General features: G+C 66.4%; 19 protein-coding genes. 13 read left to right on the forward strand and 6 right to left on the reverse strand.

Going from position 1 to position 23,234, the window contains the following annotated elements; genetic code table 11:
• The first annotated feature begins 98 nt into the window (after nt 1–98).
• The 3 genes from CA606_RS09190 to hemN all read left to right on the forward strand — a co-directional run bounded on the left by CA606_RS09190 (nt 99) and on the right by hemN (nt 3,100).
• The gene (locus tag CA606_RS09190; protein ID WP_096051408.1) at nt 99–743 is read left to right on the forward strand and encodes an OmpW family outer membrane protein; all 645 of its coding nucleotides are present in this window, start codon (nt 99–101) and stop codon (nt 741–743) included.
• Between the two features lie 180 nt (nt 744–923).
• Nucleotides 924–1,691, forward strand: coding sequence for a cyclic nucleotide-binding domain-containing protein (locus tag CA606_RS09195; RefSeq protein WP_096051407.1), 768 nt, complete (start codon nt 924–926; stop codon nt 1,689–1,691).
• A gap of 44 nt (nt 1,692–1,735) precedes the next feature.
• Complete coding sequence (gene hemN / locus CA606_RS09200) at nt 1,736–3,100, forward strand: oxygen-independent coproporphyrinogen III oxidase (RefSeq protein ID WP_096051406.1); 1,365 nt, start codon at nt 1,736–1,738, stop codon at nt 3,098–3,100.
• On the opposite strand, the gene CA606_RS09205 is transcribed toward hemN, so the two are convergent.
• Nucleotides 3,097–3,843, reverse strand: coding sequence for a Crp/Fnr family transcriptional regulator (locus CA606_RS09205; protein ID WP_181242865.1), 747 nt, complete (start codon nt 3,841–3,843; stop codon nt 3,097–3,099). The two genes, hemN and CA606_RS09205, sit on opposite strands and share 4 nt — an antisense overlap.
• Before the next feature lie 36 nt (nt 3,844–3,879).
• On the opposite strand from CA606_RS09205, the gene CA606_RS09210 reads away from it, so the two are divergent.
• The 5 genes from CA606_RS09210 (at nt 3,880) to CA606_RS09230 (ending at nt 9,031) form a co-directional block, all read left to right on the forward strand.
• Nucleotides 3,880–5,943: a TIR domain-containing protein gene (locus tag CA606_RS09210; RefSeq protein ID WP_181242866.1), complete on the forward strand. Its 2,064-nt coding sequence runs from the start codon at nt 3,880–3,882 to the stop codon at nt 5,941–5,943.
• Complete coding sequence (locus CA606_RS09215; RefSeq protein WP_096051404.1) at nt 5,940–6,347, forward strand: hypothetical protein; 408 nt, start codon at nt 5,940–5,942, stop codon at nt 6,345–6,347. The genes CA606_RS09210 and CA606_RS09215 overlap by 4 nt, the downstream gene beginning before the upstream one ends.
• A gap of 10 nt (nt 6,348–6,357) precedes the next feature.
• Nucleotides 6,358–8,103: an adenylate/guanylate cyclase domain-containing protein gene (locus CA606_RS09220; RefSeq protein ID WP_096051403.1), complete on the forward strand. Its 1,746-nt coding sequence runs from the start codon at nt 6,358–6,360 to the stop codon at nt 8,101–8,103.
• Between the two features lie 260 nt (nt 8,104–8,363).
• On the forward strand, nt 8,364–8,579 hold the full coding sequence (locus tag CA606_RS09225; RefSeq protein ID WP_096051402.1) for a hypothetical protein: 216 nt from the start codon (nt 8,364–8,366) through the stop codon (nt 8,577–8,579).
• A gap of 23 nt (nt 8,580–8,602) precedes the next feature.
• Nucleotides 8,603–9,031, forward strand: coding sequence for a hypothetical protein (locus CA606_RS09230; RefSeq protein ID WP_181242867.1), 429 nt, complete (start codon nt 8,603–8,605; stop codon nt 9,029–9,031).
• 75 nt (nt 9,032–9,106) lie between these two features.
• On the opposite strand, the gene CA606_RS09235 is transcribed toward CA606_RS09230, so the two are convergent.
• Entirely contained in the window at nt 9,107–10,243 is a 1,137-nt protein-coding gene (locus CA606_RS09235; protein ID WP_096051401.1) for an aldose epimerase family protein, read from the reverse strand.
• A 39-nt stretch (nt 10,244–10,282) separates the two neighbouring features.
• Nucleotides 10,283–11,293, reverse strand: a complete 1,011-nt coding sequence (gene araD1 / locus CA606_RS09240; RefSeq protein ID WP_096051400.1) for an AraD1 family protein — start codon at nt 11,291–11,293, stop codon at nt 10,283–10,285.
• A 173-nt stretch (nt 11,294–11,466) separates the two neighbouring features.
• On the opposite strand from araD1, the gene CA606_RS09245 reads away from it, so the two are divergent.
• The 5 genes from CA606_RS09245 (at nt 11,467) to CA606_RS09265 (ending at nt 19,899) form a co-directional block, all read left to right on the forward strand.
• Nucleotides 11,467–12,213, forward strand: a complete 747-nt coding sequence (locus tag CA606_RS09245; protein ID WP_096051399.1) for a FadR/GntR family transcriptional regulator — start codon at nt 11,467–11,469, stop codon at nt 12,211–12,213.
• A gap of 176 nt (nt 12,214–12,389) precedes the next feature.
• A complete protein-coding gene (locus CA606_RS09250) occupies nt 12,390–14,192 on the forward strand; it encodes an IlvD/Edd family dehydratase (RefSeq protein WP_096051398.1) in 1,803 nt (600 codons plus the stop codon).
• A 113-nt stretch (nt 14,193–14,305) separates the two neighbouring features.
• The gene (locus CA606_RS09255) at nt 14,306–15,856 is read left to right on the forward strand and encodes an alpha-N-arabinofuranosidase (RefSeq protein ID WP_096051397.1); all 1,551 of its coding nucleotides are present in this window, start codon (nt 14,306–14,308) and stop codon (nt 15,854–15,856) included.
• Nucleotides 15,857–15,865: 9 nt separating this feature from the next.
• Nucleotides 15,866–18,214 carry a glycoside hydrolase family 95 protein gene (locus tag CA606_RS09260; RefSeq protein WP_233282192.1) on the forward strand — a complete coding sequence of 783 codons (2,349 nt, stop codon included), beginning with the start codon at nt 15,866–15,868 and terminating at the stop codon, nt 18,212–18,214.
• Between the two features lie 44 nt (nt 18,215–18,258).
• A complete protein-coding gene (locus tag CA606_RS09265) occupies nt 18,259–19,899 on the forward strand; it encodes an NAD(P)/FAD-dependent oxidoreductase (RefSeq protein WP_096051396.1) in 1,641 nt (546 codons plus the stop codon).
• A gap of 50 nt (nt 19,900–19,949) precedes the next feature.
• On the opposite strand, the gene CA606_RS09270 is transcribed toward CA606_RS09265, so the two are convergent.
• From CA606_RS09270 to sseA, 3 genes are all read right to left on the reverse strand, one after another.
• Nucleotides 19,950–21,026 (reverse strand): alkene reductase, encoded by a 1,077-nt coding sequence (locus CA606_RS09270; protein ID WP_096051395.1) that lies wholly within the window; start codon nt 21,024–21,026, stop codon nt 19,950–19,952.
• A gap of 131 nt (nt 21,027–21,157) precedes the next feature.
• The gene (gene metC, locus CA606_RS09275) at nt 21,158–22,318 is read right to left on the reverse strand and encodes a cystathionine beta-lyase (protein ID WP_096051394.1); all 1,161 of its coding nucleotides are present in this window, start codon (nt 22,316–22,318) and stop codon (nt 21,158–21,160) included.
• 24 nt (nt 22,319–22,342) lie between these two features.
• Nucleotides 22,343–23,200 (reverse strand): 3-mercaptopyruvate sulfurtransferase, encoded by an 858-nt coding sequence (gene sseA, locus CA606_RS09280; RefSeq protein ID WP_096051393.1) that lies wholly within the window; start codon nt 23,198–23,200, stop codon nt 22,343–22,345.
• Nucleotides 23,201–23,234 lie beyond the last annotated feature (34 nt).

A 23,234-nucleotide genomic window follows, 5' to 3' on the forward strand; every position in this document is an offset into this window, starting at 1 on the left:
CCTTCATCGTCTGACGCAGGTCAAATACTGGAAGGACCAAGTCGTCCACATTCCCCTCGCGACAAGAAACAAGACGTCGCGGGATTTGGGGATAGACAATGAAGAAGCTCGCTCTTTCGCTCGTGGCCTTTGGCGCGCTCGCCGCTGGCGCCGCCCAGGCTCAAGACTTCACGCCGAACGCCAAGGGCGACCTGATCGTCCACGCGCGCCTGACGCAGGTTGCGCCGGCCAAGGACGCCGCCATCATGACCGCCGCCGGCGCCAATTCGGGCCTCAAGGCGCACGTCGGCAATGACATCAAGCCGACCCTAGGCTTCACCTACTTCCTGACCGACAAGGTCGCCGTCGAGGCCATCCTCGGCACCACGGAACACAACATCCGCGCTCAAGGGCCGGGCACTGACGTGCTGGTCCACAAGACCTGGGTCCTGCCGCCGGTCGTGACGCTGCAATATCACCCGCTCCCGACCTCGCAGGTCAGCCCCTATGTCGGCGCGGGCCTGAACTACATGCTGTTCTACAGCGGCAAGAACAAGAACGGCTTCACCGTGAAGGTGGATGACGGCGTCGGCTATGCGCTGCAGGCCGGCGTGAACATCAAGATGAAGAACAGCTGGCTGGTGAACGCCGACGTCAAGAAGGTCTATTTCAGCACCGACGCCAAGATCAACGGCGGCGCTCTGAAGGCCAAGGTCGACCTCGACCCAGTCGTCGCCTCGATCGGCGTGTCGCGCCAATTCTAACCCCCCGGCGGACGCCCACGGTCGTCCGTCCTCTCGCTCCCCGTCGGTTCGCCGACGGGGAGCTTTTGTTTGTTTGATGGGACCGGACGTGACGCAGATCGTGAAAGCGATTGATCGGCGTCAAGGTCGCGTCGGCCGTATCCGCGCATACAGGCCGCAAGAAGCCGAGGAGCGCCGATCATGTCTCTTGAAGCCCCCGATCTCCTGCGCGTTCAGGCCTTGCCGCTTTTCGAGACTGCGGGCGACGAGGTCTTTGGTCGACTGATGCGCGGCGCGTTTCTCCAGCGGTTTCCGCGCGGATCGCAACTGACGACCCAGGGACAGCCGGACAACTTTCTGTTCGTGCTCCTTGAGGGAGCGATCGAACTGGAGGGGAGCTCCAGCGACCGAGAGTCGACCCTGGCCTTGCTATGGCCCACCGCCACGCTGGGCTTGGCTTCCATCGTCTTGGACGCCCCGAGCTTGATGACGGCGCGAGCCACCAAGGCCAGCTTGATCCTCATGGTGCCCGGCGAAACCTTCAGGCAAGCGCTAAGCCAGGACGCGGGGCTGGCGCGCGCGGTGGCGGAAGAACTCGCCGGTTGCTTCAGCGGCGCCGTGCGCTCCTTGAAGAACTGCAAACTGAGGACGGCTAAAGAGCGGTTGATCAGCTATCTGCTGGCGCAGCACGCCCGGCAGGGGGGCGGATCTGTGGTCAAGCTGCCCTGTCGCAAGCGCGTGCTGGCCTCGCTGTTGGGGATGACGCCGGAAAACCTCTCACGCGCGTTCTCCAGCCTGGGGCCGCATGGGGTCGAGATTGATGGGGCCACGGTCACGCTTCGCCAGCCTGACAGTCTGGCTCAGTTGGCCCATCCCGACGCCATGATCGACAACGATATCGGTGAAGGCTCCAGCCAAGCCGAACGCGAGCGTCGCCGCGGCGCCCGCACCGCCACGGCGCCTCACTAGCGCGACAGGCAAGGCCGCACCCTATTCGCAGAGCATCCGGACCGATGATCACCCAGACCGTTCTCTCGTCCGTTCAGCGGGCGCACGCCGAGCGCAATCTGCCGCGCTACACCAGCTATCCCACGGCGGTGGCGTTCGACGCCGCGCAAGCCGACCAGGCTCCCGCCTGGTTCGCCCAGACGCGTCCGGACGATCACCTCTCAGTCTATGTTCACGTGCCGTTTTGCCGTCGGCTTTGCTGGTATTGCGGCTGCAACACCTCGATCGCCCATACCTATGAACGGATCGGGACCTATGCCGAGGTTCTGGCGCGCGAGATCGACCTGGTGGCCCGCCGGCTTGGCGAGCACGACGGTCTGGCTCACCTCCACTTTGGCGGCGGCAGCCCCAACGCGCTCAGCGCCGCAGACTTCAAGCGCCTTGTAGCGCAACTGACGACGACGTTTCGGGTCCGGCCCGGCGCCGAGATCGCGGCCGAACTCGATCCAGGCATGCTGTCCGACGCCTTCGTCGACGCCGCTGGCGAGGCCGGCGTGACCCGCGTGAGCCTGGGCGTGCAAACCTTCGATCCCGCTGTCCAGGCGCTGGTCAACCGCGTCCAGCCGTTCGAGCAGGTCAGCGCTGCGGTCGACCGCTTGCGCGCCGCCGGGGTTGCCGGGCTGAACTTCGACCTGATGTACGGATTACCGGGGCAGACGGTCGACAATGTCTACGCCTCGACGAAGGCGGCGTTGGAGCTGCGGCCTGATCGTATCGCCGTCTTCGGCTACGCCCACGTGCCTTGGATGAAGAAGCACCAGACGATGATCCGCGAGGCGGACCTGGCCGACATCGACGGCCGGTGGGCGCAGGCCGATGCGGCGGACGCGGCGCTGACCGAGGCGGGCTATGTCCGGATCGGCCTCGATCACTATGCCTTGCCCGGTGACTCCCTCAGCAGAGCCGCGGCGGAAGGGCGTCTGCGGCGCAACTTCCAAGGCTACACCGATGATCCCGCGCCGGTGCTGGTTCCCATCGGCCCGTCCTCGATCGGCCAGTTCCGCGAGGGCTTTGTCCAGAACCTGACCCCGACCGACGCTTGGGCGGCGAAGATCGCTCAGGACGAGCTACCTTTGGGCCGCGCCTTGACGCTCAGCGACGAAGACCGCCTGCGCGCGGCCGTGATCGAGCGGCTGATGTGCGATATGAGGGTCGATGTCGCGGCGGTCTGCACCGCGCACGGCTTTGCGCCTGACCATTTGGCGGATAGTCTTACAAGCCTGACGGCGGTTGAGGTCGCCGGCTTCTGCGTGCTGGACGGCGCCGTTGTTACGATCCCGGAAACGGCGCGCCGGCTGATGCGCGTGGTCGCCGCCGCCTTCGACGAACGTCTGCCCGTCGCGGTCAACCGTCACGCCAAGGCCGTTTAGAGCTCTCCGCCGATCCGCTCGACCTCGTTGGTTAGCGCTTCCATGTCCAGGACGTGCAGCGAGCGTCCCGTCTGGCGGACGATATTGAGGCCTGCCAGCCGATTGAGCTCACGTGTCACCGGTTCGCGCTGGCTGCCGACCAGAACGGCTAGCTCGGCGTGCGTCGGGCAGGGATGGACGACGGCCGTACGCCCATCACCTCCCGCCGCCGTGGCCATGCGGAGAAGTTCGATGTCAACGCGGCAGGCGACCGAGATCGCGGTCAGCTCAAAGAGGCGGTCGGTCAGCGAGCGGGTCAGCGCGGCCATGTCCTCGAGCAGGGCGCGCATGAAGCGCGGCGAGCCCTCGAACAGCTCGCGGATGAGGCGAGGCGGCAGCCGCACAAGCCGAACATCTTCCAAAGCTACGATATTCACTGATCGCGGCAGGCCATCGATGGCCGAGATCTCGCCGAAATAGGCGCCCGGGCTCAGCCTGCGATAGCCAACCTCGCGGCCCGATCGCGCATACTGATTGGCGAGCAGCGCCCCCTCGAGCAGGAGATAGATGCCCTCATCCTGGTCGCGCCGCTGAACGATCATCTCACCCTTGCCATAGCGCAGCTGTTCGAGGCGTGGCGCAATCGCCTCCACCTCGTCAGGCGTCATGTGTCGAAACAGTTTGTTGTTTCGATAGTCTTCAGGCTGGCCCACGTTCGGCGTATGGGTCGCGACGCGCTGAGCCGACGGTGGAATCACGGTCATTTGCTAAGCTCCTGCGCTGTCGATTTGGGGGCGATGATGGACAGCCGACAACGGTACAAGGCCTTTATCAGCTATAGTCATCACGACCGCAAAGCCGCTGAATGGCTTCATCGGGCCCTTGAGAACTATCGCGCGCCCCCTGGGCTCCGGACTGCGCTCGGTGAGGCGTCTGCGAGCGCCCTTAGACCGATTTTCCGTGACCGCGACGAGTTGTCGGCGGCGGCCGACCTGAGCGAGGCGATCCGCGACGCTCTTGATCATTCTGACGCCCTCATCATCCTGTGCTCGCCCCACGCGGCGGCCTCGCGCTGGGTGGACAAGGAGGTCGCGCACTTCCTTAGCCAGAGCGGCGCCGACAAGGTGATCAGCGTGATCGCGCCGGACGCGCCTGAAGGCGTCGCGTTGTTGGAGCTGGCGCCACCGGCGCTGCGCGCCGCGCTGCCGGAGGGTGTCGAGCCTCTGGCCGTGGATCTGCGACCGGACGCCGACGGCCAAAGGCTGGCCAAGCTGAAGATCGCCGCGCGCCTGTTGGGCGTCAGTCTGGATCGACTGGTGCAGCGTGATGCGCGGCGGCGGTTGCGCCTGATGACGGCGTTCAGCGCCGTTGCGCTGGCGATCACCGTTGGCATGGGCGCGATGACCGTCGTGACCCTGAAGTCGCGCCAGATCGCGCGCGAACAACGCGACGAGACCGAGGCGCTGGTCGCCTACATGCTGGGAGACCTGCGTGAACAGCTGGAGCCGGTCGGTCGTCTCGACCTCCTGGACGGTGTCAGCGCGAAGGTCTTGGCCTACTACGCCAAGGCGCAAAGCGACCGGCTCGACGACAACGCCCTGGCCCAGCGCGCGAAGGCTCAGACTCTGCTGGGCACGATCCGCGAGCAGCGCGGCGATCTGGCCGGCGCGCAAGACGCCTTCGCCCAGGCCGCCGCGACGACGCACGCGCTTGTGCAACGGTCCCCCAACGACGGCGATCGGGTTTTCGATGAGGCCCAGAATGTCTTCTGGCTGGCCTATATGGAATGGCGCCGCGGCGAGCTGGCGCGGGCGGAGCGAGGCTTCCAGCGGTACGCCGCGCTGGCTCAGCGGTTGGTGGAGATCGATCCCAACCGTGCGGACTGGCGCATCGAGGTGGCCTACGCCAAGAACAACCTTGGCACGCTGCTCTTCGAACAGGGGCGGGCCGATGAAGCCCTGGCGCAGTTTCGCGCTGCGTTCGTGATCTTCGAGGCGGAGCGGATCAAGGCCCCGGGCGACAAGAAACGCCTGACGGACACCGCGAACTCGCGCGGCTGGCTCGCCGACTCCCTGATCGTCCTGGGCAAGCCCCGCGAAGCGCTCGCCGAGCGCAAGGCGGCGGTAGGCTTGCTGGAGCAGGGCGCGGCGGCCTTCCCGACCGACCAGCGCCTGGCGGCGAGAAGCGTCACGGCCCAGCTTGGCCTGGCCAGGCTTCAGTTCAGCTTGGGCCGCCTGGACGAGGCGCGGAGCCGTTCGTTGATCGCGGTGAACCGCCTAAGAGAGCTGGCTGCCTTGGATCCCACCAACACGCGCTGGCAGGATTATCAGCTTGGCGGAGAGATCGATCGCGTTGATTTCGCGACGTGGTCCGACGACCTCGCCGAAGCAAGATCAAGACACAAGGCCGCCACGGCAAGCCTGGCGCGTTTGCGAAAGGGCGACCAGAGCGGAACGTGGACGGTTGATCGCGAGGGGCGATTGACCCGACAGGCGATCGTTCTGGCGCTACGCGAAGGCGATGCGGACCTCGCCCGAAGCCTGGCCAAGAGTCTGGCGGAGCGCCTTCAATCCTCGATCAGCGAGCCCGATACGGCGTTCGATCGCTCCGACCTGCTCGGCTACGCTCAATGGGTCGCCAAAGAGCCCGAAGCGACGATCAAGACCCTAACGCCACGTCGCAAGTCACTGACGCCTGCAAGTCGCGATGTCCTGGCGCGCGCCTATCTGACGGTCGGGCGGCGCGAAGAAGCCGCCATGATCGTGCGCTCCCTCAAACAAGAAGGCTACGAACACCCGGAGTTTGTTGCGTTTTGGCGAGAGTCGCCCGCAGGTGGAATCGGCAAAATGGGGGCCTCGAAATGACTGAACCAGCACCGGACAAAGTTGTTGAGCTCGTTATCGGCTTGGACGAGCGCTACAATTTCATGAACTTCGTTGATCCATTGCGGCCCAAGCGCCTTCTCCTGGATCTGAGCGAGCGCTGCGAACTTGTGTTCACCTTGAGCGATCAGCTCATCAATGCGGGTTGGTCCTTTCAGCGTCGGCCCATCGAGATCCAACGGGATTTCGGCGTGAATTTCTCCAGCTACGTCTGGGTGCCGTACTCGATCGACGGCGGTGATCTCGCCCCGAGGTCTCGCTTCAAGATCATCTACGAAGACCAACGAATGGGCGAATACACCTACAGCCTGCTGATGTTGGACTCCCATGGTCAGAAGATCGACCTGGATCCCGACATCGAAAACGGCGCGGGCCGAGTTCCCTAACCTCGTCCCGATGTTTGACCGCGAGCATGTGGTAGGCCTCATAGGGCGAGGCGAGGTCCTCGCGGCCTACGACATCGCCCATGCCGCGCTTGAGGCCCCGGAGCGGGACGATCAGGCCGCTTACTTCGCGGTGCTATGTCTCGCGCGCGCAGGCGCCCTGGATTTCGCGCGGTCGGAATATGTCCGGCTCGGCCTGCATGAAGTCGCCACCCACGACGCCATTGCCCTGGGCGCGCGCCTGCTGAAGGACGTCGCGCTGGCCACCACAGGCGCGCGACGTCTGGCGTTCGCAAAGGCCTCGATCCGCCAGTACGAGAAGCTGGTTCAGCAGTACGGCGGCATCTATGGCGCCATCAACGCCGCGACCATGACGCTGGTGTCGGGGAACGCGTCGGGCGCCGCAGCGCGGGCGAGGGAAGCCTTGGCCATGCCCGCGCCGGTCGGCCTTGTGGGCGAAGCCGCCTACTACGACGCGGCCAGCCGAGCCGAAGCGCATTTTCTGACCGGTAATCTCGAGGCGGCGCGCGAGGCGATGAACCGAGCGATCGCGCTCGCGCCCACCGCATACGCCGCCCACGCGTCGACGCTCCGCCAATTTGAGATGCTATGTCGCGAGACGGGGGCGGACGCGGCTTGGCTCGCGCCGTTTAGGGCCCCGGCTTGCGCTCACTTCACCGGGCACATTCTGGATACAAATGGCGCGGCGTTGTGCGGTCCGGCTTTGCGCCAGCGTGTCGATCAGTTGCTCGCGACCCAGAGAGTCGGTTTTGGCTACGGGGGCTTAGCGGCGGGCGGCGACATCATCTTCGCCGAGGCGCTTATCGCGGCAGGCGCTGAGTTACATGTGGTGTTGCCTGTCGAGCAACGCTCGTTCGTCTCGGTGTCGGTCGCGCCTTTCGGCGAGGCCTGGGTCGATCGTTTCGAGCGATGCTTGTCTCAGGCGACCTCAGTGCGCTTTGCGTCCGTCGACCCCTATCTGGGCGACGAGCAAGTCTTCGCCTATTCGAGCCAGTTTGCGATGGGCTGCGCGGTGCTGCGCGCTCAAACCTTGTCGACAGAAGCCGTGCAGTTGGCGATTTGGGACGGCCATGCGGGCCTTGGGCCTGCAGGCGTGCACGCCGACTTGACCTATTGGTCGAGGAGCGAGCGACGTCGCGCGGTGATCGAGATCGAACGGCCGCAGCCATCGCCTCGCTCGCCCGAAGAAGCCGGGGATCCCCGACGGGCCATGAAGGCGATGCTCTTCGCGGACATCCAGGGCTTTGGCGCTCTGCGCGATGATCAGATTCCTGTTTTCGTGGATTCCGTGATGGGGCGATTGGCGGGCGCGATCGAGGCGCTTTCCGCTCGCCCCGTCCATGTCGAGACCTGGGGCGATGGCTTGTTCCTTGTATTCGACGAGCCCATTGACGCCGCGCTCGCAGCATTGGCGCTGCTGGAGATCCATCGCACGCAGGATCTCCGGGGGCTGGGACTGCCAAGGACTCTGGGCCTGCGGATCGGCGGGCACTACGGGCCAGTTCATCTGCGCACGAATCCCGTGACCAAGACGCCGGCCGTGATGGGCGCTCACGTCGTGGTGGCCGCCAGGATCGAGCCCGACGTCGCGCCGGGCTCTGTTTGTGTCAGCGAGGCCCTGGCGGGCGCGTTGGCGACCTTCCATGGCGACAAGGTCCGCTGTGGCTATGTGGGGCGCACTCAGGGGCGCAAAGGGTTTTCCTCAACGCCGATCTTCAGCCTGACCCGGGCGCTCTGACCGAATTCGCACGGTCGTCTGGCCGGCTTGTGCAAATCCTCACATCCAAACTTCGCGGCCTCGAACATCGTTCCCCCGTCGACCGCCTCGCGCCGGTGGAGATGTATGGGTCTACGCCCCCTCAAAGAGGCGTAGCCAGCCAGACCCTTCCGTGCGCGGGCGCGTGACCCGACTGCGGACCCAGCCACCCGCCGGCTGGGTCCGCCTTTTCGAGATTGCTGTGGGACCCGCAGCGTCCCGTCCTGCCGGAGGAGCCGCACATGAGCCTGGACCAAAGCTTGATCTCTGACCGTTCGATCACCGCCAATGGCGGGGAAAGCGCCCCGGAGGTCGCCACCACGTTTCTGCGTCACGCGGTCAACGTCTGGGCTCGCGAGCATGACCTCACGGGCGAGACCCTGTCTGGCGTGGTCAATGACGTTCTCCGGTACGCCACAACCACCATCAACGAAGCGCGGTTTGGCCGCGGCGCGTAGGTTTCAAGGTTCGCAGGTTTGCAGTGATGGACAGTCTCGCTGACGCTGAGTTCGCGCCCCTTCTTGTGAAGTTGCTTTGGCTCCTATCGGTCGCCGGGGCGACATTCGTGGGCGTGCAGGCGATCACCCTCCGGGGACGGCTTGTTGAGGCCATGCGGGCGCTGCGGCGCGCGAGCGACCAACGCGATGAAGCCTTGAGCGCGCTTGAACAGAGCCGTCAGGCCATCGCCGACCTTGAGCGCCAGCTCGCGTCCCAAGGCGACAGCATCCGGCTGAGCATGGCCGTGATCGACGAGCGGTTGACCGAGGCCCGGCGCGCGAAGGCGCGTGAGGCGCGCATCAAGCGTTTGCTTGCGGCTGACCCGCGGGCGGGTGAAAGTCGAGTGGAGACCGCCAACCGCTTGATTGACGAAGCCCTGGGTGAGCCTCGGACGTGGTCTGAGCCCCGCTAGGACCGGTCTGGTTTGGATGGAGCCATCTGAGCCAGACAAACAGTCCCAAGCGTGATGCAGCTTACCGAGCGCGCCCTAGCGCTCCACGGTCAGGCGAAACACCATCGTGTTCCGATAGGTCTGGCCAGGATCTAGCCGTGTCGATGCGAACTGCGGCTTGTTGGGCGCGTCGGGGAAGTGCTGCGGCTCCAGCGCGATGCCGTCGCCCTGGCGGTACATCTTGCCGCTCTTGCCGACCATCAGGCCGTTCATGAAGTTGCCGGCATAGAACTGGATGCCGGGCTCGGTGGACAGGATCTCCAGGGTCCGGCCGCTCTTGGGATCCGACAGGCGGGCCGCCAATCGTAGCGCGCCGCCAGAGGGGCCGTTCAGAACATAGTTGTGATCGTAGCCGCGTCCCACGACCAGCTGGGGATCGCTGGCGTCACGGATGCGATCTCCAACCGCCGTGGGCTTTCGGAAGTCAAAGGCGGTCCCCGCGACGGGGGTCACCGCGCCGGTCGGGATCAGCTCGGCGTCGACCGGGGTGTAGCCGTCGGCCGGGATGGTGAGCACATTGCCCATCGCGCCCTCGGGGGCGCCTTCGCCGGCCATATTGAACAGGGCGTGATTGGTCAGGTTGACGATCGTCGGCTTGTCGGTGGTGGCGCCGTAGGTGATCGTCAGCTGGTTCTGCTCGTCCAGCGCATAGGTCGCGGTGGCCGTCAGCGTGCCAGGATAGCCCTCTTCGCCATCCGGGCTGACATAGCCGAAGGTGACGGACGCGACCGGACCCGCCTTAGCTTCCAGAACCTTCCAGACGACCTTGTCGAAGCCCTTTACGCCGCCATGCAGGGCCGCGACGCCGTCATTGTTCAGAGCCAACTGATAGGTCTTGCCGTCGAGAGAAAAGCGCCCCTTGCCGATCCGGTTGGCGAACCGGCCGACGCTGGCCCCGAAATAGCTGTTGTTGCTGGCGTAGCCTGTGGCGTCCGCGAAACCGAGAGCGACGTCTGCGCGCTTGCCGTCGCGTCCCGGCGCGATCAGCGACTGCAGGGTCGCGCCATAGGTGATGACAGTCGCGCTCACCCCGGCGCCGTTGGTCAGGGTGAGGGCCTCGATGGCCTCTCCCGAGGGGAGCTTGCCGAACGGCTTGCGCGAGAGCTCTGCGGCCTGGGTCGCACCGGCGAACAGGAGCGCTGCGCCGCACAGCGCGATGGTCTTCAGCGTCATCTTCCTCTCCCTCATATCTTTGTTGGCGGCCGGGCCGCTTTACAGTGACTTGATCGTCGTCACGGTCGCCGGGGCGCGCACGAGCGTGTTGCGCGCGGGGTAGTGGAACGGCGGCGCCTCGATCTCGAAGACGTCGCCCTCCTGTGTCTGGAATCCGGAAGCGAAGGAGAGCGTGGCCGCGCCGAAGAAGTGAACGTGGAGATCGCCCGGGCGCCGGAACAGGTCGTACTTGAAGTGATGGTGTTCCAGGTTGGCCAGGGCGTGCGACATGTTCCCCTCGCCGGACAGGAAGGGCTGCTCCCACGCGACCTTGCCGTCGCGGATGATCCGGCTTGCGCCGTGGATTTCTTCGGGCAAGCGGCCGGTCAGCAGTTCAGGACCCAGGGCGGCGTTGCGGAGCTTGGAATGCGCCAGCCAGAGGTAGTTGCCGCGTTCCACGACGTGGTCGGAGAACTCATTGGCCAGGCAATAGCCCAGGCGATAGGGCGTTCCGTCGGGACCCACGATGTAGACGCCCGCGATTTCCGGTTCCTCGCCACCGTCCTCGGCGAAGGCGGGGGAAACCAGGGGCTGTCCGGGCCCGACCAACTGCGAGCCGTCGCCCTTGTAGAACCACTCGGGCTGTACGCCGACCTCGCCGGCGGGCGGCTTGCCGCCGGCGACGCCCATCAGGAACATCCGCCGGGAATCGGTCAGCGGCTCGTCAGCGCCGGCCTGATGGGCGAGGGCGGCCTTGTGCATCTGATCGCGGCTCTCGGCTGATCCCAGATGGGTGAGGCCTGTGCCCGTCATCAGCAGGTGGGCGGGATCGGGATGGTCGATGGGAGGCAGCACCCGGCCTTCGGCGAGCGCGGCGTCGAAGTCCTGGGTCTCACCCAAGGGCCGGGCTTGGGCGGCTTCCGACAGCGTCGCGTCGACGCGGATAGCGACCTGGGCCAGCTCGTACAGCGTGTCGGCGACCTCAACGCGGCGCGCCCTGCGCGAGTTGTCGATCGCGACGAGCCGTCGCTCGCCTTCCGGTGTTTTCAGCTGCGCGAATCGAAGCACCACCGGCCTGAACTCCGTAGAACCATAATGGTCAGACAAATAACGGTCCTGACCGCGCTGTCAAACCGGCGCCTTTGACGTGGCGACTGAATTCCCTTGTTGCGGGGGGCGCAACTTTCCTAGAGTCCCCGAGCGCGGGGCGATCGCCCAACAACGCAAACTGGAGCGACGAGCGAGTGGCCAAGGCGAGGCGCGAAGAGGTCGGCGGCGAAACCGAGCGCGAGGAAGCGTCATCGGGGCGCCTCCACGGGGCGATCGCCCGGTCACTCGGCGCGGCGATTGTCTCAGGCAAGCACCAGCCGGGGGATGTCCTCACCAACGAGATCGAGGCCAGCGAACGTTTCCAGGTTTCGCGAAGCGCCTACCGTGAAGCCATCCGAATTCTCGCGGCCAAAGGCCTGGTTGAGAGCCGACCGAAGACGGGAACCCGTGTCAGCCCTCGCGCGCGTTGGCGGCTTCTGGATCCGGAAGTCCTGTCCTGGTTCTTCGAGTCCGAACCGAGCGAATCCTTCCTCCACGAGCTCTACGAGCTGCGTATGATCGTTGAGCCGGCCGCCGCCGCCCTGGCGGCGAAACGCCGGGACGAGGGCCAGTTGGAGCGCATGCGCGCCGCCCTGGTCACCATGCAGCACGAGACGCTCGCGACCGAGGCGGGGCAGGCGGCCGATCGGGATTTCCACGACGCGGTGCTGGAGGCCACGGCGAACGCACCCCTGTTCACCCTCAGCAGCAGCATCGGGGCGGCGGTCCGCTGGACCACGATCTTCAAGCAACGCTCCCGCGATCTGGCGCGCGACCCCGTCCCGGACCACTGGAAAGTCTTCGACGCCATCGCCGCTGGGCGTGAGGACCAGGCGCGCGAGGCCATGGAGCGGCTGGTGACCTTGGCGTTGGAAGACACCCGCGCATCGATGACGGGCTGACCACGGTCCCCCGCCGATTTCATCCCTTGAGCGGCGGCGGACGCCCGCATTGACGCCCCGGAAAGCGGGGTATAGTCAGACAAATGCAATGAGCGAGCCGATGGCGAGCCGGTGTGGTCGTCCCGCGCCGATCTCCGACGGTCGCGGCTGCCGGTTCCTGGTCATCAAGGGTTGTCATGAGCGTCCCTAAAGTCTCTCCGCGCGCGCTCCGTTCGCGGGCCTGGTTCGACAATCCGGACAATATCGACATGACGGCGCTCTATCTGGAGCGCTACCTGAACTTCGGCCTGACGCTTGAAGAGCTGCAGTCGGGCAGACCCATCATCGGGATCGCCCAGACCGGCTCGGACCTCTCGCCATGCAACCGCCACCATCTGGTGCTGGCCGAGCGCGTGCGCGAGGGCATTCGCAGCGCGGGCGGCATCGCGCTGGAGTTCCCGGTCCATCCGATCCAGGAAACCGGCAAGCGACCCACGGCCGGCCTTGATCGCAACCTCTCCTATCTAGGCCTCGTCGAGCTGCTGTACGGCTATCCGCTGGACGGCGTGGTGCTGACCATCGGCTGCGACAAGACCACGCCCGCCTGCCTGATGGCGGCGGCGACGGTCAACATTCCCGCCATCGCGCTGTCAGTCGGTCCGATGCTGAACGGTTGGCACAAGGGCAAGCGCACCGGCTCGGGCACCATCGTGTGGAAAGCCCGCGAAATGCTGGCCGCCGGCGAGATCGACAACGCCGGTTTCATCAAGCTCGTGGCCAGTTCAGCCCCGTCGACCGGCTACTGCAACACCATGGGCACGGCCACGACGATGAACTCGTTGACCGAGGCCCTGGGCATGTCGCTGCCCGGTTCAGCCGCGATCCCCGCGCCCTATCGCGATCGCCAGGAGAACGCCTATCGCACCGGTCTTCGGATCGTCGAGATGGTGGCCGAGGATCTTAAGCCGTCGGATATCCTGACCCGCGAGTCGTTCTTGAACGCGATCGTCGTGAACTCCGCGATCGGGGGATCGACCAATGCGCCGATCCACCTCAACGCCTTGGCGCGCCACATGGATGTGGAGCTGACGCTGGAGGACTGGGAAGCGGCCGGCAAGGACGTGCCGTTGCTGGTCAATCTTCAGCCCGCCGGTGAGTATCTCGGCGAAGACTACTATCGCGCCGGCGGCGTTCCGGCCGTGTTCGGGCAGTTGATCGAGCAGGGCCTCATCCACCAAGACGCCCGTGCGGTCTCCGGTCAGAGCATTGGCGAGCAGTATCGCGGCGCCGTCATCGAGGATGAAGACGTCATCCGTCCGTTTGCGCGCCCGCTCGTTGAACACGCCGGTTTCGCGATCATGCGGGGCAATCTCTTCAACTCCGCGATCATGAAGACCAGCGTGATCAGCGACGAGTTCCGCGCGCGCTATCTGTCCAATCCCGATGATCCTGACGCCTTCGAGGGCGACGCGATCGTGTTCGACGGGCCCGAGGACTACCATCATCGGATCGATGACGCCGCTCTGGGGATCACGGCCAACTCGATCCTGTTCATGCGGGGGGCGGGGCCGATCGGCTATCCGGGCGCGGCCGAGGTCGTGAACATGCGCGCGCCGAACTATCTGATCAAACAGGGAATTCATCAGCTTCCCTGCATCGGCGACGGACGCCAGTCGGGGACCTCCGGATCGCCGTCTATCCTCAACGCCTCGCCGGAAGCGGCGGCCGGCGGCGGGCTCGCCTTGCTGAAGACGGGCGACAGGGTTCGCTTCGACCTGCGCAAATCCCGGGTGGACGTCCTGATCTCCGCCTCAGAAGTCGTCGAGCGTCGCAGGGCCTTGGAAGCCGCGGGCGGCTACGCCTATCCCGAAAGCCAGACGCCCTGGCAGGAGATCCAGCGCGCCGTTGTCGGACAGATGGATACGGGGGCGGTGCTTGAGCCCGCCGTGAAGTACCAGCGGATCGCCCAGAACAAGGGTCTGCCGCGCGACAATCACTAGGGGCCATCGCGGGTTACGACCTTCGGCGAACGGCGATCTGGAAACTATATTGTCGGACAAATAGCTGCCTGCTATGGCTTCCTCAACGATAGGTCGTTGACGGGGAGAGAACCATGGGTGGCAAGTGGTTGGGCGCGGCGGTCGCGCTGCTGGCCATGGCGGCGAGCGCGCGGGCGGGTGAAATCGCCGCTACGGCGACGCTGAGGGGCGACCAGACGGGCCCCGCGATCTCGCGCTATATCTACGGCCAGTTTTCCGAACATCTGGGCGCCGGCGTCTATGACGGCATCTGGGTCGGGCCGGACTCCAAGATCCCCAATGTCCGTGGCGTCCGCAGCGATGTCGTCGGCGCTCTGAAGGCGATCAAGACGCCCGTGATCCGCTGGCCGGGCGGCTGCTTCGCCGATGAGTATCACTGGCGCGATGGGATCGGCCCTCGCGACAAGCGTCCCTCGCGCAAGAACAACTGGTGGGGCGGTTCGCCCGAGACCAACGCCTTCGGCACCCACGAGTTCATGGACTTCGCTGAGCAGGTCGGCGCTGATCCGTATGTCGCGGTCAATGTCGGCTCGTCCAACCCGACCGAGATGCGCGAGTGGATCGAGTACATGACCTCGCCAGGCGATGACACCCTGGCCCAGGAGCGCCGCGCGAACGGTCGCGACAAGCCCTGGAAGGTGCCGTTCATCGGCATCGGCAACGAGAACTGGGGCTGCGGCGGCGAAATGACGGCGGACTACTACGCCAATGAGTACCGCCGCTTCTCGTCGTTCTTCCACAAGAACAGCGACAACCCGGCGGTCCGGGTGGCGTCGGGCGCCAATTCGTTCGATGTGAACTGGACCGACGTGGTCACCAAGGCGGCGGCCAAGCAGATGGACGCCATCTCGCTGCACTACTACACGATCCAGACCGGCGACTGGAACAAGAAGGGCGCGGCCACCGGCTTCGACAAGGCCGCCTGGGGCAAGTCGTTCGCGCAGACCCTGCGGATGGATGACCTGCTTCGCCAGCACATCGCGGTGATGGATCGCAATGATCCCCAGAAGCGCATCGGGCTCTATGTCGACGAATGGGGCACCTGGTACGACCCCGAACCCGGCACGAACCCCGGCCACCTCTACCAGTTGAACACCCTGCGCGACGGCGTGCTGGCCGCAGCGAACTTCAACATCTTCCACCAGTACGCCGAGCGCGTGCGGATGGCCAACATCGCCCAGACCATCAATGTGCTTCAGGCGGTCATTCTGACCAAGGGCGACCAGATGGTGCTGACCCCGACCTACTACGCCCACCAGATGTACGTGCCGTTCCAGGATTCGACGGCGATCCCCCTGGAGACCAAGGCGCCGGAGATCGATGTCGCCGGCAGCAAGATCCCGGCCTTCAACGCCTCGGCGGCCAAGGGAAAGGACGGCAAGGTCTATGTCGCGGTCGCCAACATGTCTCCCGATGACGGCGTGAAGCTGAGCGTCTCTCTGGCGGGTCTGAAGGCCAATGCCGTGAGCGGCCAGGTTCTGACCGCCGACAAGATGGACGCGATGAACGCCTTCGGCGCCAAGCCCACCGTGGTTCCGGTCGACTTCAAGGGCGCCAAGCTGTCCGGCGACCGCCTGACCCTGGACATCCCGTCGAAGTCCGTCGTGGTGGTCAAGCTGGACTAGGGGCGGCGCGTGGTGATCAAGCCTACGCGCCGTAGCGCCGTCGCTGCTTTGGGGGGCTCGGCGCTGGCCGGCGCCGCGCCAGGGCGCGCCCGCTCGGCCGAGGCGCTGAGCCAACGTCTCTGGTACCGGCAGCCCGCCGTCGAGTGGGTCGAGGCCTTGCCGGTCGGCTCCGGCAAGCTTGGCGCGATGGTGTTTGGCGGCGTGGCGGCCGAACGGCTGCAGCTGAACGAAGACACGCTTTGGGCGGGCGGTCCCTATGAGCCGATCAATCCCGAGGCCAGCGCCGCGCTGCCCGAGATCCGACGCCTGATCGCGGCCGGCGAGTACGCCAAGGCCGAGGCCCTGGCGGACGCTAAATTCCTGGCGCGGCCCAGGCATCAGATGTCCTACCAGACGATCGGCGATCTGCGTCTGGACTTTCCGGGGCTGATCCAACCGGTGTCGGACTATGTGCGAGCGCTCGACCTCGACGGCGCTGTCGCGACGACCCAGTTCCGGATCGACGATACCGTTCATCGACGCGAGGTGTTCGCCAGCGCGCCGGACGGCGTGATCGTGGTCCGTCTGTCGGCCAGCCGAGCCCGCGCGATCTCGGTCGATCTGAGCTTCGCCTCACCCCTGAAGTCCGCTGTCGTCGTCGAGAGCGACGGGCTGGTGCTATCGGGCGTCAACGAAAGCCAGCAGGGCGTCCCGGCGCGTCTTCGGTTTGAATGCCGTGTCCAGGTTCGGGCCAAAGGCGGCCGGGTTGGCGGCGGCGGGGACGGCAAGCTCCGTATCGAGGGCGCTGACGAGGTGGTGCTGCTGATCGCGGCCGCGACCAGCTTCCGTCGCTACGACGATGTGTCCGGAGATCCCCGGGCGCTCAATCTGACGACCCTGGCGCGCTCGGCCGGCCAGTCGTGGGCCCAGTTGCTCGCGCGCCACCAAGCCGATCACCGCGCGCTCTTTCGACGTGTGAGCGTGGATTTTGGCCGCACGCGGGCCGAGCTCGCGCCGACCAACGACCGTATTCGCCGTTCACCGACGACGGACGATCCATCCCTGGCGGCGCTTTACTTTCAATACGGGCGCTACCTGCTGATCGCCTGTTCGCGTCCCGGAAGTCAGCCGGCCAATCTGCAAGGCATCTGGAACGACAAGACGTCCGCGCCCTGGGGCGGTAAGTACACGATCAACATCAACACCGAGATGAACTACTGGCCGGCCGAGCCGACGGCCTTGCCGGAGCTGGTCGAGCCGTTGATCGCCCTGGTGGCGGATATCGCGCAGACCGGCGAGCGCATGGCCAAGGCGATGTATGGCGCGCGCGGCTGGGTCGCCCATCACAACACTGACCTGTGGCGCGCGACCGGCCCCATCGACGGCGCCAAGTACGGGGTTTGGCCGACCGGCGGGGCCTGGCTCTGCAAGCACGTCTGGGACCACTACGACTATGGGCGTGACCTGAGCTACCTGGCGCGGGTCTATCCGCTGATGAGGGGCGCGGCGCGGTTCTTCCTCGATACGCTGGTGGTGGATCCAGCGTCCGGCGCTCTCGTGACTAGTCCGTCGATCTCGCCCGAGAACGAGCATGGCCGCGGCGCCGCCCTGGTCGCGGGCCCCACGATGGACCAGGCCATCCTCCTAGACCTGTTCGACAACTGCCTGAAAGCCGAAGCGATCCTAGGGCCAGACGAAGCCTTTGTCGCGGAGCTGACGTCCGCGCGGGGCAGGCTCGCGCCCTATAAGATCGGTAAGGACGGACAACTGCAGGAGTGGCTCGAGGACTGGGACGCCGATGCGCCGGATCTCCAGCATCGTCACGTCTCGCATCTCTATGGCCTGTTTCCGTCCGACCAGATCGCGATCGACCACACGCCAGCCCTGGCGGCGGCGGCGCGAACCAGCCTCAAGACCCGGGGCGACCTGTCCACCGGTTGGGCCATCGCCTGGCGGCTGAACCTCTGGGCGAGGCTCGGGGAGGGGGATCACGCCCACCGCATCCTCAAGCTCCTGCTGGGTCCCGAGCGCACCTACCCGAACATGTTCGACGCCCACCCGCCGTTCCAGATCGACGGCAATTTCGGCGGGGTGTCAGGCATGACCGAGATGGTCCTGCAAAGTCGCAACGATCAGATCCACCTGCTGCCGGCCTTGCCTTCGGCTTGGCCGACGGGGCGCATGACGGGCCTGCGGGCGCGCGGCGCGGTGGGTGTCGATATCCGCTGGCGCGGGGGACGGCTTGAAGAGGCGGTCATCCGGGCCGGGGCGGATGGCCCCGTTCGGCTGGTCTGCGGCAGCTCGGGTCTGTTGCTCAACCTGCGAAAGGGCCAAACCCGACTCGTCGGTCTGCGTGCAGGTCGTCTGGTTCAGATTTAGGTCCTGGATGGCGCATTGGCCGCGTTCCGGCTAAGAGGCGCACCATGCTGCGTATTTCGGAACTGAAGCTGCCGCTCGGCCATCCGCCGGACGCGATGGAGCCCGCGATCCTGGCGCGCCTGGGCCTGCCGGCCGCTGACCTGGTGAGCTTCGCGGTGGCCCGGCGCGCCAATGACGCGCGCAAGAAGTCCGCCATCCAGATGGTCTATTCGGTCGATGTCGTGCTGCGCGACGAGGCTGCGGTGCTGGGCCGGTTCGAGGGCGACCACCATGTGCGGGTTACGCCCGACACCGGCTATCGCTTCGTGGCCAAGGCGCCCGAAGGCTTTGACGGGCCGCGTCCGGTCGTCATCGGCGCAGGTCCTTGCGGCCTGTTCGCCGGCCTGATCCTGGCGCAGATGGGTCTGAAGCCGATCATCGTCGATCGCGGCAAGGTCGTGCGCGAGCGCACCAAGGACACCTGGGGCCTGTGGCGCCGCAGCGAGTTGAACCCTGAGTCCAACGTCCAGTTCGGCGAGGGCGGGGCGGGGACCTTCTCGGACGGCAAGCTCTATAGCCAGATCAAGGACCCCCGCTTCCTGGGCCGCAAGGTGCTGACCGAGTTCGTCAAGGCCGGCGCCCCGGAAGAGATCCTGACCGAGGCCCATCCGCACATCGGCACCTTCCGTCTGGTGCACATGGTCGAGAACATGCGGGCCCTGATCGAAAGCCTGGGCGGCGAGTATCGCTGGCAGCACCGGGTCGAGGACTTCGACATCGCGGTGGGCGAGGACGGTATCCGGCGCGTGAAGGGTCTGCATATCGCCGGCCAGCCCTACCTGCCGGCCAGTCACGTGGTCATGGCCCTGGGGCACAGCTCCCGCGACACCTTCCAGGTCCTGTACGATCGCGGCGTCCATATCGAGGCCAAGCCGTTCTCGATCGGCGTGCGGATCGAACACCCGCAATCGTGGATCGACCGCGCGCGCTTTGGCGACTGCGCAGGTCACAAGGACCTGGGCGCGGCCGCCTACGCCATCTCGCATCACGCCAAGAACGGGCGGACGGTCTACAGCTTCTGCATGTGCCCGGGCGGCACGGTCGTCGCCGCCACGTCGGAGCCCGGCCGCGTCGTGACCAACGGCATGAGCCAGTACTCGCGCAATGAGCGGAACGCCAATTCCGGCTTCGTCGTCGATATCGATCCCGAGCGCGACTATCCCGGCCACCCGCTGGCCGGCGTCGACTTCCAGCGCAAATGGGAAAGCCTGGCCTTCCAGGCCGGCGGTGGGACCTACCAGGCGCCGGGCCAACTGGTCGGCGACTTCCTGGCGGGCCGCCCCTCGACCGCGTTCGGGGCGGTGACGCCGTCCTACAAGCCGGGGGTCCACCTGACGGACCTGGCCCAGTGCCTGCCTGATTTCGCCATCGAGGCCATGCGCGAGGCCCTGCCGATCTTCGGCCGCCAGATCCCCGGCTATGACCATCCGGACGTGGTGCTGACCGGTGTCGAGACCCGCACCTCCTCGCCGGTGCGCATCACGCGGGGCAAGGATCTGCAGAGCCTCAACACCGCCGGCCTCTATCCGGCGGGCGAGGGCGCTGGCTATGCGGGCGGCATCCTTTCGGCGGCCGTCGACGGCATCAAGGTCGCCGAGGCCGTGGCCAAGCAGTACGTCGCCGAGGGGCTGATCAGCGCCTGCTGAACACGCGCCGAGCCGGATCGTGTTGGCTCGGCGCGTCGCTCCGCCCGGCTCTAGGCGGCTTGGGTGGCTTCCGCCAAGGTCGGATAGTCCGTGTAGCCACGCGGACCGTTGTCGTAGCCGTAGAAGGTCGACGGGTCGGGCGTGTTCAGCGGCGCGCCGGCCTTGAGACGCTCCACCAGGTCCGGGTTGGCGATGTAAGCCTTGCCGAACGCGATGGCGTCGGCGCGCCCGGCCTCAATGGCTGCGTTTGCGCCGGCCAGATCGAACTTCTCGTTAGCGATATAGGGGCCGCCGAACGCCGCCTTCAGCGCCGGGCCAAGGCTGTCGGCCGCCTCGTACTCTCGTGCAGAGATGAAGGCGATCTTGCGCTCGCCCAGGGCCTTGGCGGCATAGCCGAAGGTGGCGGCCAGGTCGCTGTCGCCCATGGTGTGGCTGTCCGCACGTGGGGCCAGATGCACCCCAACCCGGTCGGCGCCCCAGACCGAGATCGCCGCGTCAGTGGCTTCCAGCAACAGACGGGCGCGGTTCTCGATCGCGCCGCCGTACTGGTCGGTGCGCTGGTTGCTGCCGTCCTGCAGAAACTGGTCGAGCAGATAGCCGTTGGCGCCATGCAGCTGCACGCCGTCAAAGCCGGCGGCCTGAGCGTTCTCGGCCGCGCGCCGGAAATCTTCGACCACGCCGCCGATTTCTTCGATCGAGAGCGCGTGCGGGACCGGGTAGGGGCGCTCGGGCCGGAGGAGGCTGACATGGCCCTTGGCGGCGATAGGGCTGGGGCCGACCGGCGCGGCGCCATTCAGGTGCGACGGGTCGGAGATGCGGCCGACGTGCCAGATCTGCATGAAGATACGGCCGCCCTTGTCATGCACGGCCTTGGTGACCTGCTTCCAGGCCTCGGTCTGCTCGGCTGACCAGATGCCCGGAACACCCGGGTAGCCGACGCCCTGCGGCGAGACCGGCACGCCTTCGCTGATCAGCAGGCCGGCGGAGGCGCGCTGGGCGTAGTACTCGGCCATCAAGGCGTTGGGGATGTGGGTCGGACCGGCGCGCAGTCGCGTGAGCGGCGCCATCACGACACGATTGGGCAGGGTCAGGTCGCCGACGCGCAGCGGATCGAACAGATTGGGCATGAACTCGTCCCTAGGTCTGCGCCGACCAGCGTCGGCGTCTGCCGATCTATCTGGTCGCGCTCGCATCATCCGCAACCGCGGCAGGCGCCGATTTCCTCTGAAAGCGGCGCTTTGAATTTTCGAAGCTGACCCTAGGCCTGATCGGCTGCGAGGGCCTCAAAGCCCCGGCGTAGATCGGCCTTGAGGTCCTCGATGTTCTCCAGCCCGATGTGGAAGCGCAGCAGCGGACCTTCCAGCTCGACCGGGATCGATCGCGCGCCAAGCTGCGGGTCGCAGTTCAGCGCCAGGCTCTCATAACCGCCCCACGAGAAGCCCAGGCCAAAGAGCTTCAGGCTGTCGAGGAAGGCGTGGACGGCCTTCTGCGAACAGGGCTTCAAGACGACTCCAAACAGGCCGCAGGCGCCGGTGAAGTCGCGCTTCCAGATCGCGTGTCCGGCGTCGCCGGGGAGGGCGGGGTGCAGCACCCGCGCCACCTCGGGCCGCTCCTGGAACCAGTGCGCCATGGCAAGGCCGCTTTCCGCGTGGCGGGGCAGGCGCGTCGCCAGGGTCCGCAGGCCGCGCAGCATGGTGTAGGCGTCATCGGACGACACAGACCAGCCGATGTCCCACATCGCATCGCCCAAGAGCTTGGCGACGGCGTGGTCTCGGGTGGCGACCGAACCCATGAAGCAGTCGGAGTGCCCGCCGACATACTTGGTCAGGGCCTGGACGCTCAGGGTGACGCCATGCACCAGCGGCTTGAACAGCAGCCCCGCCGCCCAGGTGTTGTCGATCAGAGTCAGAACGCCGCGTGCGTTCGCCGCCTGAGCGATGGCCGGGATGTCCTGCATCTCGAAGGTCAACGAGCCGGGGGCTTCAAGCACGATCAGGCGGGTGCTCGGCGTCACCAGGCCCATCAGCGCCTCGGGCGAGAGCTTCGGGTCATAGTAGCGCGTCGTGACGCCGAACCGGCCCAGCACGCGATCGCAGAAGCGGCGCGTCGGCTTGTAGGCGCTGTCGACGACCAGCACCTCGTCGCCGGCCTTCAGCACGGCCAGCATGGCGCCGGTGATCGCCGCCAGGCCCGAAGGATAGAGGGTGACGTTCGTCGCGCCCTCCAGCTCGCCCAAGGCGTTCTGCAGCGCCACGGGCGTGGAGAGACCCGTGATGCCGTAGGTCAGCTGGTCGTCGTCATAGAGCGAGGCGGCGTCCGGCAACAGCACGGTCGAGCCTCGCTGGATCGGTGGATTGACCGTGCGCCCCAGGCGAGCGGGCTCTGAGCCCGTGTGGATCAGGCGAGTTTCTTCATCCATGGCGGTTCTCAGCAGCGCAGCAGGCTATTGGGCGGGGCCCGTGACGACCGGCGTATCCGCCAGGCCGCCCCATTCCGTCCACGAGCCGTCATAGACCGCCGAACGGGGCTTGCCCATGCGCGCTAGCGCCAGGGCCACGACCGAGGCGGTGATGCCCGAGCCGCAGGTCGAGACCACAGGTCTGTTGATGTCCACGCCGGCGGCCTCGAAGACCGGCTTCAGCTTTTCCGGCGACAGCATGGTCCCGTCCGGCGCGATCAGGGCCGACAGGGGGATGTTGCGGGCTCCAGGCATGTGGCCGCCGCGCAGGCCCGCGCGGGGTTCCGGATCGACGCCCTCGAAGCGACCCGCAGCGCGCGCATCGACGACCTGCTCGCGACCCGTGGCCACGATGTCGCGCATCTGCTCGAGCGAGCGATAGACGTCGGCCTGATAGCGCGGCGTGAAGTGCCGTTCTTGCGTAAAGGCCGGACCATCCTCGATCGTGCGACCCTCGGAGATCCACTTGGGAAGCCCGCCGTCCAGCACCACGACGTCCTCGTGACCCATCGCCCGGAAATGCCACCAGACGCGGGCCGCCGGCAGGATTCCGGTGCTGTCGTACACCACGATCCGCGAGCCATCGCCCAGGCCCAGCTTGCGAACCCGCGAGGCGAACTTGGTCGGCGTCGGGATCATGTGGGGAAGGTCGGTGGTCTCGTCGGCGATCTCGTCGATGTCGAAGAACACCGCGCCTGGAATATGCGCCGCCAGGAACTCCTGGTGCGGGTCGCGCTGGGCGGCGGGCATGTGCCAGGAAGCGTCGACCACGCGCACGTCGGGAGCGTCGAGATGCTGGGCCAACCAGGCGGTGGTGACCAGCGGATCGGACGGGGTGCTCATGGGGCGCCTTTCGGGGTCTGACTCGCCACGTTGC

The organism is Caulobacter vibrioides (assembly GCF_002310375.3).
GTDB classification, from domain to species: domain Bacteria; phylum Pseudomonadota; class Alphaproteobacteria; order Caulobacterales; family Caulobacteraceae; genus Caulobacter; species Caulobacter vibrioides_D.